The 12,186-nt window shown below is 74.9% G+C and carries 12 protein-coding genes; 10 read left to right on the top strand and 2 right to left on the bottom strand.

Annotated features, from left to right (window positions below):
- Window positions 1-48 precede the first annotated feature (48 nt).
- Both J5Y05_RS10965 and J5Y05_RS10960 read left to right on the top strand, forming a co-directional pair.
- Complete coding sequence (locus tag J5Y05_RS10965; protein WP_210870976.1) at window positions 49-1,287, top strand: sensor histidine kinase; 1,239 nt, start codon at window positions 49-51, stop codon at window positions 1,285-1,287.
- Window positions 1,284-1,934 (top strand): response regulator, encoded by a 651-nt coding sequence (locus tag J5Y05_RS10960; RefSeq protein ID WP_210870975.1) that lies wholly within the window; start codon window positions 1,284-1,286, stop codon window positions 1,932-1,934. The genes J5Y05_RS10965 and J5Y05_RS10960 overlap by 4 nt, the downstream gene beginning before the upstream one ends.
- Here the strand turns inward: J5Y05_RS10960 and J5Y05_RS10955 are convergent.
- Together J5Y05_RS10955 and J5Y05_RS10950 are read right to left on the bottom strand one after the other, a co-directional pair.
- Window positions 1,921-3,666: an MFS transporter gene (locus J5Y05_RS10955; RefSeq protein ID WP_210870973.1), complete on the bottom strand. Its 1,746-nt coding sequence runs from the start codon at window positions 3,664-3,666 to the stop codon at window positions 1,921-1,923. The genes J5Y05_RS10960 and J5Y05_RS10955 overlap by 14 nt on opposite strands.
- 130 nt (window positions 3,667-3,796) lie before the next feature.
- Entirely contained in the window at window positions 3,797-4,183 is a 387-nt protein-coding gene (locus J5Y05_RS10950) for a MarR family winged helix-turn-helix transcriptional regulator (RefSeq protein WP_210871445.1), read from the bottom strand.
- 443 nt (window positions 4,184-4,626) lie between these two features.
- Here J5Y05_RS10950 and J5Y05_RS10945 point away from each other — a divergent pair, with 443 nt between their 5' ends.
- From J5Y05_RS10945 to J5Y05_RS10910, 8 genes are all read left to right on the top strand, one after another.
- On the top strand, window positions 4,627-6,672 hold the full coding sequence (locus tag J5Y05_RS10945; RefSeq protein WP_210870971.1) for a sensor histidine kinase: 2,046 nt from the start codon (window positions 4,627-4,629) through the stop codon (window positions 6,670-6,672).
- A complete protein-coding gene (locus J5Y05_RS10940) occupies window positions 6,669-7,076 on the top strand; it encodes a roadblock/LC7 domain-containing protein (protein ID WP_210870969.1) in 408 nt (135 codons plus the stop codon). The genes J5Y05_RS10945 and J5Y05_RS10940 overlap by 4 nt, the downstream gene beginning before the upstream one ends.
- Window positions 7,073-7,420 carry a DUF742 domain-containing protein gene (locus J5Y05_RS10935; RefSeq protein ID WP_210870967.1) on the top strand — a complete coding sequence of 116 codons (348 nt, stop codon included), beginning with the start codon at window positions 7,073-7,075 and terminating at the stop codon, window positions 7,418-7,420. The genes J5Y05_RS10940 and J5Y05_RS10935 overlap by 4 nt, the downstream gene beginning before the upstream one ends.
- A complete protein-coding gene (locus tag J5Y05_RS10930) occupies window positions 7,401-8,018 on the top strand; it encodes a GTP-binding protein (protein WP_210870965.1) in 618 nt (205 codons plus the stop codon). The genes J5Y05_RS10935 and J5Y05_RS10930 overlap by 20 nt, the downstream gene beginning before the upstream one ends.
- Window positions 8,015-9,247 (top strand): cytochrome P450, encoded by a 1,233-nt coding sequence (locus J5Y05_RS10925; protein ID WP_210870963.1) that lies wholly within the window; start codon window positions 8,015-8,017, stop codon window positions 9,245-9,247. Before J5Y05_RS10930 ends, J5Y05_RS10925 begins: the two co-directional genes overlap by 4 nt.
- Window positions 9,244-10,464 carry a cytochrome P450 family protein gene (locus J5Y05_RS10920; protein ID WP_210870960.1) on the top strand — a complete coding sequence of 407 codons (1,221 nt, stop codon included), beginning with the start codon at window positions 9,244-9,246 and terminating at the stop codon, window positions 10,462-10,464. Before J5Y05_RS10925 ends, J5Y05_RS10920 begins: the two co-directional genes overlap by 4 nt.
- 177 nt (window positions 10,465-10,641) lie before the next feature.
- A complete protein-coding gene (locus tag J5Y05_RS10915; protein WP_030419299.1) occupies window positions 10,642-11,046 on the top strand; it encodes a hypothetical protein in 405 nt (134 codons plus the stop codon).
- 228 nt (window positions 11,047-11,274) lie between these two features.
- Window positions 11,275-12,093 carry a YhjD/YihY/BrkB family envelope integrity protein gene (locus tag J5Y05_RS10910; protein ID WP_210870958.1) on the top strand — a complete coding sequence of 273 codons (819 nt, stop codon included), beginning with the start codon at window positions 11,275-11,277 and terminating at the stop codon, window positions 12,091-12,093.
- Window positions 12,094-12,186 lie beyond the last annotated feature (93 nt).

Genomic DNA, 12,186 nt, shown 5'->3' with positions numbered 1-12,186 from the left:
CTTTCGTCGGATGTGCGCCCGCGCCGGGGTCCGTAGGCTGGGGTGATCGTGAACGCGCTGACTCCCACCACCCGGGCCCTGGACTGGAGCCTGCACCTGCTCGTCGCCGGGCTGCTGGTGCTGGCGGCGGCACGCGCGGTGGCGGACGGGCGTCCGCACGCGGCGGCCGTCGTCGTGATGGCCGCGGTGCTCGGCGCGGTGTACGCCCTGGGCCCCGCGCTGTCCTCGGTGCGCGGCTCGCGCCGGGGGGCCGCGCTGTGGCTCGGCGCGCTCGGCGCGGTGTGGCTGGCGCTGCTGGCGCTGTCGGCCGAGGGCGTGTGGCTGGCCTTTCCCCTCTACTTCGTCCAGCTCCATCTGCTGCCGCGCCGGGCCGGGCCGGCGGCGGTCGCGGCCACCGCCGTCGCGGCGATCACCGCCTTCGCCGCGCATCAGGGTTCGCTCACCGCGGCCGTCGTGATCGGCCCGGCGCTCGGGGCGGCGGTCGCCGTGGCGGTGGTCTGGGGCTACCAGGCGCTGTCCCGGGAGAGCGAGGGGCGGCGCCGGCTGATCGAGGAGCTGACCGCCACGCGCGCCGATCTGGCCGAGGCGCAGCGGGCGGCGGGTGTGCTGGAGGAGCGCGAGCGGCTGGCGCGGGAGATCCACGACACCCTCGCGCAGGGGCTGTCCAGCATCCAGTTGCTGCTGCGGGCCGCCGAACGGGCGCTGCCCGGCCGGCCCGAGCGGGCCCTCACCCATGTGGGCCAGGCCCGGCAGACCGCGGTGGACAGCCTCGCCGAGGCCCGCCGCTTCGTCGCCGCGCTGTCGCCGCCCGCCCTGGACGACACCACCCTCGCCGACGCGCTGGACCGGCTCTGCGCCACCACCGGCGAACGGCATCCGCTCATCGCCCGGTTCCGGCTCACCGGGCGGCCCCGTCCGCTGCCGACGGCGCGGGAGGTGGCGCTGCTGCGGGTCGCCCAGTCCGCGCTGGGCAACACGGTCGCGCACGCGGACGCCCGGATCGCCGAGGTCGCCCTCGCCTACCTCGACGACGCCGTCGTGCTGCGCGTCGGCGACGACGGGGCGGGCTTCGATCCGGCGGCGGTGCGCGCCCCGGCGGCGGAGACGGGCGGGTTCGGGCTGGCGGCGATGCGGGCGCGGGTGCGGGCGGTCGGCGGCACGCTCGCCGTGGAGTCCGCGCCGGGCGCGGGCACCGCGCTCACCGTCCGGCTCCCCCTCGACCCCGACCCCGACTCTCCTGTCCCTCCCGCCTCCCCTGCCCCTCCCGACCCCGAGGACCGGCCGTGACCGACACGCCCCCGACGCCGACCCCGATCCGTCTGCTGCTCGCCGACGACCACCCGGTCGTACGGGCCGGGCTGCGCGCGGTGCTGGAGACCGAGGAGGGGATCACGGTGGCCGCCGAGGCGGCGACCGCGGAGGAGGCCGTGGCGCGGGCGGCGCTAGGCGGCATCGACGTCGTCCTGATGGACCTGCGGTTCGGCGGCGGCATGAACGGCGCCGAGGCCACGGCCGCCATCACCGCGCCCCCCGGCGCTCCGCGCGTCCTGGTCGTCACGACGTACGACACGGACGCCGACACCCTGCCCGCCATCGAGGCGGGTGCCACCGGCTACCTGCTCAAGGACGCGCCGCCGGAGGAACTGGCGGCGGCCGTGCGCACCGCGGCGGCGGGCCGCAGCGCGCTGGCGCCGGCCGTCGCGGACCGGCTGCTGACCCGGCTGCGCGAGCCGCACACCTCCCTGACCCGGCGGGAGACCGAGGTGCTGGCCCTGGTCGCGGAGGGACTGTCCAACCAGCTCATCGCCGCGCGGCTCCATCTGACCGAGGGCACGGTCAAGTCCCATCTGGGCCGGGTCTACGCCAAGCTCGGCGTCGACTCCCGTACCGCCGCGGTCGCCGCGGCCACCGGGCTCGGGCTCATCGGCCGCTGAGCCGGTCGGCGTCCGCCGCCCGCGCGCGCAGGTCGCCGAGGGTGGCGGCGGTCAGGGGCCGCGGCTCCGCCTCCGGGTCGACGAGGACCACGGTGCAGGCGGCGTCGTGGATGAGGGCGCTGGTGAAGCTGCCGTCGGCGAACTGGGCGAGGGGTCCGCGCGGGGAGCGTCCGAAGGCGACCGTACGGGCCCCGGCGTCGGTGGCGTGCCGGGCGAGGGCGCGGCCCGCGGCGGCGTGGTCGCCGACGCTGGTGAGGATCTGCCCGGTGACGGTGACGCCGCGGCCGGCGAGCCGGTCGAGGTGGGCGGTCACGGCGGTACGGGCCTGTTCGTCGGTCTCGGTCCGGACGGCCTGCCCCTCGACGACGGCGGTCTGCCGCACATGGACGACCTCCAGGGGGCTGCCGGTGCCCTCGGCGAGCCGGGCGGCGGCGTCCACGATGGCGGCGGCCCGGTCGTGGGCGCCGACGGCGACGATCACGGGCGGCGTGCCGAGCACCGTCGGGGAGCCGACGCGGGTGAGCGCCGGTGCCACCGGCTCGGCGTCCGCGCCCGCCGTCTCGGCGCGGGCCAGCAGCCGGTGTCCGCAGGCGAGGACCGGGATGGCGAGGAGGAAGGTCCCGGCGCCGAGGTAGAAGGGGATGCTCAGGTCGGTGGCGTCGGCGAGCCGGCCGGCGACGTAGGGCGCGAGGCCGCCGCCGATGAAGCGGAGGAAGCCGTACGCGGAGGACGCCACCGGCCGCTCGACCGGGGAGACCAGCATGACGGCCTGGGTGGTGAGGGTGTTGTTGATGCCGATGAAGGCGCCGCTGACGATGACCGCGACGATGACGACGGACGGGGTGGCGACTCCGGCGGCGATGACGGCCATGACGACGGAGAGGCCGAGCAGGTTGGCGTAGAGGACGGGCGCGGTGCCGTACCGGGCCTGGAGGCGCGGGGCGACGAAGACGCTGAAGGCGGCGACGAGCAGGCCCCACGCGGTGAAGACCAGGCCGAGGTGGTGGGCGTCCAGCTCCATCGGGTACGGGGCGTAGCCCAGCATGGTGAAGAAGCCCCAGTTGTACAGCAGGGCCATGATGCCCATGGTGAGCAGGCCGCGGTGGCGCAGGGCCCTCAGCGGGGCGAGGGGTGAGGTCCGCTGCTTCGGCCGGGGCAGGTGGGGCACGAAGGCGAGGGTGGCGAGGAGCGCGACGGCCATGAGGGCGGCGACGCCGAAGAAGGGACCGCGCCAGCTCATGGCGCCGAGTTCGCCGCCGAGCAGCGGGCCGACGGCGATGCCGAGGCCGAGGGCGGTCTCGTAGAGGATGATCGCGCCGCCGAAGCCGCCGCTCGCGGAGGCCACGATGACGGCGAGGGAGGTGGCGATGAACAGGGCGTTGCCCAGTCCCCAGCCGGCGCGGAAGCCGACGATGCCGTCGATGGAACCGGAGGCGCCGGCGAGGGCGGAGAAGACGACGATGACGGCGAGGCCGACGATCAGGGTGCGCTTGGCGCCGATGCGGCTGGAGACCCAGCCGACGAAGAGCATCGCCACGGCGGTGACGATCAGGTAGCTGCTGAAGAGCAGGGAGACCTGGCTGGGGGTCGCGTGCAGGTTCTCGGCGAGGGCGGGCAGGATCGGGTCGACCAGACCGATGCCCATGAACGAGATCACGCAGGCGAAGGCGACGGCCCAGACGGCCTTGGGCTGCCGGAGGGGACTGGTGGCCTTTCCGTGCGGTGCGCTCATGTGCGGTTCTCTTTCGCGTGAGAGGGGGACGGGAGGGTTTTCCGGACGGACGGGCGGATGCGCGGGCGGGGCGGACGGATGCGCGCGCGGGTGCGGCGGGCGCACGGGCGGGCGGGTGCGGCCGGCGCGGTCACAGGCCGCCGGGCCGGCTCTCGATCACGCGGGCCAGGGCGAGCAGCGCGGTCTCGACGGCCTGCCGCTCCGGCTCGGTCAGCCGGTCGACGAGGTGCTGGAGGGCTCGGGCGCGTTCGGCGCGGCGGCTTTCCAGGACCTCCAGACCGGTGCCGGTCAGCTCGACGAGGACACCCCGGCCGTCGCCCGCGGCGGCGGTGCGGCGGACCAGGCCCGCGCGCTCCAGGCGGGTGACGAGCTGGGTCATGCCCGGCTGGGAGACGCCCTCGGCGCGGGCGAGTCCGGTCAGCCGTCGCGGGCCCTCGCGGCTCAGCCGGGCCAGCGCCGAGGAGGCGGCGGTGCTCAGACCGCCGGTCCGGGCGCTGTGCCGGACGTACCGGAGCATCTGCTCCGCGGCGACGATCAGTTCCTCCGGCGGGACCCGCGGCCCCGCGGACTTCTCCGGCCCCGCGGACTTCTCCGGCTCCGCGGACTTCTCCGGCTCCCCCGGCTTCCCGAAGTCGCCCGGCTGCTCGAAGTCCTCCGGTTTCCCGGGGTCCCCCGGCTGCTCGGGGGTCTCCTGCTCGCGCCCATCCATAAGCATATTATGCATTTAGATGTAGTGTGAAACAAGATACGGTGCGGGGGCCCGCCCCGCCCCGGCCCGGCACCCGCCGTGCGGGACGAAGGTGACGGCCGATCGGAAAATACACTGGGCCACTTCTCACATGGATCGCCAACTCGCCTATAGTGATCGCCAGTTGAGCGCCACGTGATCGAGCGCTACCCATTTCGCGCCCCCAAGGACGAGACGAGGGCCGCTCCCGCGGCCTGGCGAGGACCCGATTGATGACCGCGCCCGCCCCTCCCGGCGACCGACCCGCCCTCCGTACCCTCGCCGCCGTCGCGCTGCCGTGCGCGGTGGTGCCGGGGCTGGCCGTCGGCGGTGCCGTCGCCGCCGCCCCGCCCTCGGTGCGCGTCCCCCTCGCCCTGGGCGGGAGTGCGGGCGCGATCCTCCTGTGCGCCGCGCTCACCGTGGCCGTCCACGCGCTGCGGACGGCGCGGACCGCCCGCCGGGCGCTGGAGGCCGCCCGCGCCGAGGCGGAGCGGCTCGACGCGGAACTGGCCCGGCTGGCCGGGGAGATGGGCGCCGGGCAGGAGCGTCTGCGCGCGGAGGCGGCCCGCGAACGCGAGGACCTCCTCGCCGAGCACGGGCGCGCGACGGAGCGTGCCGCCGAGGAGGCGGAGCGGGAGCGGACCCGGCTGGCCGAGCGCTGGGACCGGGAGGTCGCCCGGCTCACCGAGGAGACCGCCCGGCTGCGGGCCCGGCTCGACCTGGCCGCCTCCGAGCGCGCCGCCGCCCTCTCCGCGACCGCCAACGCGGCCGGCCGCATGCAGGCGCTGGCCACCGGCATGCTCGCCGACCTGCGGGCCATGGAGGAGCGGCACAGCGACGAGGACGTCCTCGCCGACCTGCTCCACCTCGACCACCGCACCGCGCAGGCGGGCCGGATCGCCGACTCCGTCGCCGTGCTCACCGGGGCCCGCTCCGGCCGCCGCTGGGCCCGGCCGATCGCCATGGAGTCGATCCTGCGCGGGGCCATGGGGCGCATCGCCGGTTACCGGCGGGTGCGGGTGCACTCGGTCAGCGACAGCGCGGTCGCGGGGCACGCGGCCGAGGGCGTCATGCACGCGCTCGCCGAGATCCTGGACAACGCGGCCACCTTCTCCCCGCCGTCCGCCGAGGTCCACGTGTACGTGGAGGAGGTGCCGTCCGGGGTCATCGTGTCCGTCGAGGACAGCGGACTGGTCATGGGCGACGTGCAGTTGCGCCGGGCGGAGCGGGCGGTGTCCGGCGACTCCGCCGGGCTCGGCGGCCTCACCGGCACCCGGCTCGGGCTGGCCGTGGTGGGCCGGCTGTCCGTCAAGTACGGGCTCCGGGTGTCCTTCCGGCCGTCGGCGCGCGGCGGTACGGGCGTGCTGGTGCTCATCCCGCAGGACATCCTGGCCGGCGCGACCGGCACGGGCTCCGCGACCGGGTCCGGCACCCCGTCCACCACCGGGTCCGCGTCCGGCTCCACCCCCGTATCCACGGCCGGCTCCCGGTCCACCCCCGTATCCACGGCCGGCTCCCAGACCACCCCCGTACCCACCGCCGGCTCCACGTCCACGGCCGGTTCCACGGCCGGTTCCCTGACGGCCCCCGCACCCGCCGGCCCGAGCGCCGAGACGGCCGAGACGCCCGGCGCAACCGCCCGCGACCAAGGCACCGAGCCCGCCCGGACCGGCCGCGCCGACGGCACCGACCGCACCGGCGCGACCGCCGAGCCCGTCGCCCCTCCCGCCGCTCCCCCGGCCACCGCCGTCCCGGCCGCCCGGAAGAGCCCGGAGGCCCCGGCCCGCCCGCAGGCCGCCCCACACCATGAGGACCCCCGCCCCGGCAAGGGCGCCCGGCCGCACCCCGACGACCAGCCCCGCCGTACCTCCGCCCCCGGCACGGACCGCACGACCAACACGGCGGACACGGCGGACACCACGAACACAGCGGACACGGCGGCCCCCTCGGCCGCGACCGCCCCCGCGTCCACCGCGGCCGACGGCACCGAGCCGCCCGGACTCCCCCGGCGCCGCCGCGGCCGGACCCTCGCCGCGGCCGAACGGACCCGCGCCGCCCGCGCCGCGGCGCCACCCGCCGCACCGCCCGCCGAGGGCGACGCGAAGGCCCGCGTGGCCCGCTTCAGCAGTTTCCGCCAGGCCGTCCGGTCCGCCGGCCACGGCTCCGCCGCACGGGACACCTCCCCGGGCGCGGAGCGGGTCACGGCCCCGCCGGACGGGACACACCCCGACGATCCCTCCCCCACTCACGCGCACCCGGAAGGCGACACCACTTCATGACCGGCCAGACCACCGCCGACGAGAAGCTCACCTGGCTCATCGAGGGCCTCCTGGAGCGCACACCGGACGCGCGGCACGCGCTCGTGCTCTCCCGGGACGGCCTCAAACTGTGCCGCACCCCGGAGCTGACCGTCGACCAGGCCGACCAGCTCGCCGCGATCGCCGCCGGCATCCAGTCGCTCTCCCACGGCGCGTCCGTGGAGTTCGGCGACGGCAGCGGCGGGGTCCGTTCGGCGATGACCGAGTTCTACGGCGGCATCCTCTTCATCGTGGAGGCCGGCGAGGGCGCGCATCTGGCCGTCGTCACCTCCGAGGACGCCGACGCCGGACTCGTCGGGCACAACATGAGCGAACTGGTGGAACAGCTCGGCGAGCACCTCACCGCGCCGCCCCGCACCGCATGAGCCGCCCCGGCCGCGACGACGCGCCCGACCGGCTGTACACCCTGACGCAGGGGCGCAGCCGGTCCGGCCCGGACAACCCTTTCGACCTGGTCACCCTCGTCGTCGCCGAGTGCGAGCCGACCCCCGGCATGCAGTCGGAGCACGTGGCGATCCTGCGGATGACCCGCGCGCCCGCCGCCGTGGTGGAGATCGCCGCCGAACTGCGGCTGCCGGTGGGCATCACCCGGGTCCTGCTCGCCGACCTCCACGCGGCGGGCCGCGTGAGCGCGCGTCACCCGCGCCTGGCCGCCGTTCCCGACCCCGACATCCTGGAGCAGGTGCTCGTTGGACTCCGCAACCTCTGACCCCCGTATCCCCCTGGGTGCGTCCGCCGACAACGGCCTGAAGATCGTGGTCGTGGGCGGTTTCGGTGTCGGCAAGACGACCATGGTCCGCTCGGTGAGCGAGATCCGCCCCCTCAACACCGAGGAGACGATGACGCAGGCCGGCGCGGCCGTCGACGACACCAGCGCGGTGCGCGGCAAGTCCACGACGACCGTCGCCTTCGACTTCGGCCGCATCAGCCTCGACGCGCACAACGTGCTCTACCTGTTCGGGGCGCCCGGCCAGGAGCGGTTCTGGTTCCTGTGGGACCGGCTCTTCTCCGGGACGCTCGGCGCGGTGGTCCTCGTCGACACCCGCCGCATCGACGACTCCTGGTACGCGATCGACCGTCTGGAGCACCACGGCACGCCGTTCATCGTGGCCTGCAACGACTTCGGCGGACCCCGGCACTCCCCGGACGCGGTGCGCGAGGCCCTCGACCTCGATCCCAGGGTGCCGCTGGTCGACTGCGACGCGCGCTCCCGCGAGTCCTGCAAGCAGGTGCTGATCGCGCTGGTGGAGCACGTGCGCGGGCACTACGCGGCCCAGGCCGCCGGCTCCCGTCAGGAGCTGGTGTGAGCGCCGACGCCACCGACGCCGTACCGCTGGGCGGTCCCCTCTTCCAGACCGACCCCGCCGGCCTGTACCGGCGGATGCGGCGCGAGCACGGCGCCGTCACCCCGGTGGTGCTGGACGGCGGCGTACCGGCCTGGCTGGTGCTGGGTTACCGGGAGCTGCACCAGGTCACCGGGGACCCGGTCCTCTTCAGCCGGGACTCCGACCTGTGGAACCAGTGGGAGAACATCCCCGAGGACTGGCCGCTGCTGCCGATGATCGGCCGCAGGCAGCCGTCGATCCTCTACACGGTCGGCGAGCGGCACCGGCTGCGCGCCGCCATGGTCAGCGACGCGCTGGAGGCGGTCGACCCGCACCTGCTGCGCGCCCACGCCGAGCGGTTCGCCGACGAGCTGGTCGACCGGCTCTGCGCCAAGGGGGAGGCGGACCTCGTCGGCGAGTACGCGATGCTGCTGCCGGTGCGGGTGCTGGCCCGGCTGTACGGCTTCTCCGACGAGCAGGGCCCGGCGCTGGTCACCGCCCTCAACGACATGATCGACGGCCGGGAGCGGGCGCTGGCGGGCCAGGCGCACCTGGCGACGTCGATGGCCCGGCTGCTCGCCGACCGCCGGGCCGGTCCGGCCGACGACGTCGCCTCCCGGATGCTCGCCGACGACAGCGGTTTCAGCGAGGAGGAGATCGCCCAGGACCTGATGGTGATGATGGCGGCGGGTCACCAGCCGACCGCGGACTGGATCGGCAACTCGCTGCGGCTGATGCTGACCGACGACCGGTTCGCGGCGTCCCTGTTCGGCGGGCGCAACAGCGTCGCGGAGGCCATGAACGAGGTGCTGTGGGAGGACACCCCCACGCAGAACGTGGCCGGCCGCTGGGCCTCCCGCGACACCCAGCTCGGCGGGCGGCGCATCCGCTCCGGCGACCTCGTTCTGCTCGGTCTCCAGGGCGCCAACTCCGACCCGCTGGTGCGCACCGACGGCTCCGCGCTCACCGGCGGCAACAACGCGCACTTCTCCTTCGGCCACGGCGAGCACCGCTGTCCCTTCCCCGCGCAGGAGATCGCCGAGGTGATCGCGCGGACCGGCATCGAGGTCGTCCTCGACCGGCTGCCGGACATCGACCTCGCCGTGCCCGCCGGCTCCCTCACCCGTCGTCCCTCGCCGTGGCTGCGGGGGCTGACCGAGTTGCCCGTGCGGTTCACCCCGACCACTGCCCTGGGAGGCACGTCACCATGACCACCGGCACCGAAGAGGCCAGGATCGCGCTGGACCCGTTCGTCACCGACCTGGACGGCGAGAGCGCCCGGCTGCGCGCGGCGGGACCCCTCGCCGCCGTGGAGCTGCCGGGCGGCGTGCCCGTCTGGGCCGTCACCCACCACGCGGAGGCCAAGGCGCTGCTGACCGATCCGCGCCTGGTGAAGGACATCTCCGTGTGGGGCGCCTGGCAGCGCGGCGAGATCGCCCCCGACTGGCCGCTGATCGGGCTGGCCAACCCCGGCCGGTCGATGCTCACCGTGGACGGCGCCGAGCACCGGCGGCTGCGCACGCTGGTCGCCCAGGCGCTCACCGCGCGGCGCGTGGAGCACCTGCGCAAGCGGATCACCGAGCTGACCGACCGGCTCCTGGACGATCTGCCCGCCGAGGGCGTCGTCGACCTCAAGGCGGCCTTCGCGTACCCGCTGCCGATGTACGTCGTCGCCGATCTGATGGGCATCGAGGAGGAGCGGCTGCCCCGGCTGAAGGTGCTGTTCGAGAAGTTCTTCTCGACGCAGACGCCGCCCGAGGAGGTCGTCGCCACCCTGACCGAGCTGGCCGGGATCATGCGGGAGACGGTCGCGGCCAAGCGGGCGGCGCCCGGCGACGATCTGACCAGCGCGCTCATCCTGGCCTCGGAGAACGGTGACCACCTCAGCGACGAGGAGATCGTCTCCACGCTCCAGCTCATGGTGGCGGCGGGCCACGAGACGACGATCTCGCTGATCGTCAACTCGGTCGTCAACCTCTCCGCCCACCCCGGGCAGCGGGAGCTGGTGCTCTCGGGGGAGGTGGAGTGGTCGGCGGTGATCGAGGAGACGCTGCGGTACTCGACGCCCACCTCCCACGTGCTGATCCGGTTCGCGGCCGAGGACGTCCCGGTCGGCGACCGGGTGATCCCGGCCGGGGACGCGCTGATCGTGTCGTACGGGGCGCTGGGGCGGGACGAGCGGGCGCACGGGCCGACCGCGGGCGTCTTCGACGTCACCCGTACCTCGGAGAACCGGCACATCTCCTTCGGTCACGGTCCGCACGTGTGCCCCGGGGCCGCCCTGTCGCGTCTGGAGGCGGGGGTGGCGCTGCCCGCGCTCTACGCCCGTCATCCGCGGCTCGACCTGGCGGTGCCGGTGTCGGAGCTGCGCAACAAGCCGGTGGTCACGCAGAACGACCTCTTCGAGCTGCCGGTCACCCTGGGCTGACCGGCCGGTTTCCCACCGTGAGGGCCGTCCCCCGCCGTCCCCCCGGCGTCCCCCGCCGTCCAGGGCGGCCCTCACGTCGCGTTTGCCACTCCCGTATCGGGCAACTCCGGCAATCGGGACGTCGGACCCGATCCGGCACACCGGCGTCGACATGCTCTGGTGACTCCGGGAGGCGCTATGTGGAAGCGGAAGCGCAAGAACGGACGGCGGGCCGCGAAGCCGGTCCGGATGGAACTGTGCGACCTGTGTGCCCGGGTCTTCCCCGAGCACGAGTCCCTGCGCGGCTACGTACCGGACTCCTCCGCCGCGGACTCCGGCAGCGAGTGGTTCGACGGGCTGCGGCTCGTCACCGCCTGCTGCGACGAGCACTTCGACACGGTCAAGCAGGAGTACCTGCGCCGGCCCTTCGTCGAGGAGGAGCTGTGGGCGGCCAAGCTGACCCGGGCCCTGACCACGGGACCGCCCGCCCTCTCCATGGACCAGCTCGCCTGCCGCACCGGGCTGCACGAGCCACAGATCCGCCGTGCCATCGCCTGGCACAACGAGCGGATGCGGGAGGAGCAGCAGCGCACCGACCCGTGAGCCCGTGACCGGACCCCACCCGGGCCGGGCGCGCAACAGGGACTCACCCGGCGGTGTCATCGCGTACCGCCGCGGGCGCGCATCTGCCGGGCGCGGCGGGTGACGCGGGGGCCGGCCGGGTAGACGGCGAGAGTGGCACCGCCACCGACACGGACCGGGCGGTGAGCGGCGGGTCCTCCCGTGCCGCGTCCGCGAGTCCTCGAAGGGACCCCTCCCGAGGAGCACCCCGTGAACCGGTTAGGGCGCCCGTTCCACCGCCTGTGGGTCCGGCTGGCCGCGTCCCACCTGGTGCGCCAGGGCCGGGACCTGGAGCTGATGCACCGGGCCATGGGGTTCGCCACGCTGGCCCTGGTCACCCTGGCCCCGCTGCTGATCGTGGTGGCCGCCGCCGACCCGCTGGGCCGCGGCGGCTTCGCCTCGTGGCTGGCCGACGGCATGGGGCTGTCCGGCCGCTCGGCGCGGGTGCTCACCGACATCATCAGCCCGCCGACCGAGGTGGTCGGCACCACCAGCGTGTGGGGCGGTATCGCGCTCGGCGTCTTCGGTGTCTCGTTCGCCGCGAGCGTGCAGAACGGCTACGAACGGATCTGGGGGCTGCCCTCCGGGCCCTGGCACCGGGTCTGGCGGCAGATGACGTGGGTGGTGCTGCTGACCGCGTACCTGTACCAGGAGGTGCAGACGCGCACGACGCTGCACGGGTCGGCGCGGATTGCGCTGTCCACCGCGACCGGCATCCTGTTCTTCTGGTGGGGGCAGCACTTCCTGCTGGGCAGCCAGGTCCGCTGGCGCGCGCTCCTGCCGGGGGCGCTCGCCACGATGGTGGGCCTGATCGGGCTGCGCGGCTTCTCCTACCTCGTCTTCACCTCCCTGATTCTGGACAACGCGATCAGCTACGGGACGGTCGGCATCGTGCTCGTGGTGGAGTCCTGGCTCATCGGGGTCGGCTTCGTCGTCTTCGGCGGCGCGATGGTGGGCCACTGGTTCGGCGAGCACCACTGGCGCCCGCACCACCACAGGCACGAAGACGCAGGTGAGGAAGGTGGCTGAGGCAGCGGCCGAGCACCGCGGACGGCGCGCAACTCGGGCCGCGCAACCCGTACATGAAACCCGCGCCGGGGCAGTACGATGATCGAAAAGTGC

Source organism: Streptomyces tagetis (assembly GCF_018069565.1).
Lineage (GTDB): Bacteria > Actinomycetota > Actinomycetes > Streptomycetales > Streptomycetaceae > Streptomyces > Streptomyces tagetis.
This window is presented reverse-complemented; position numbering and strand designations above follow the sequence as displayed.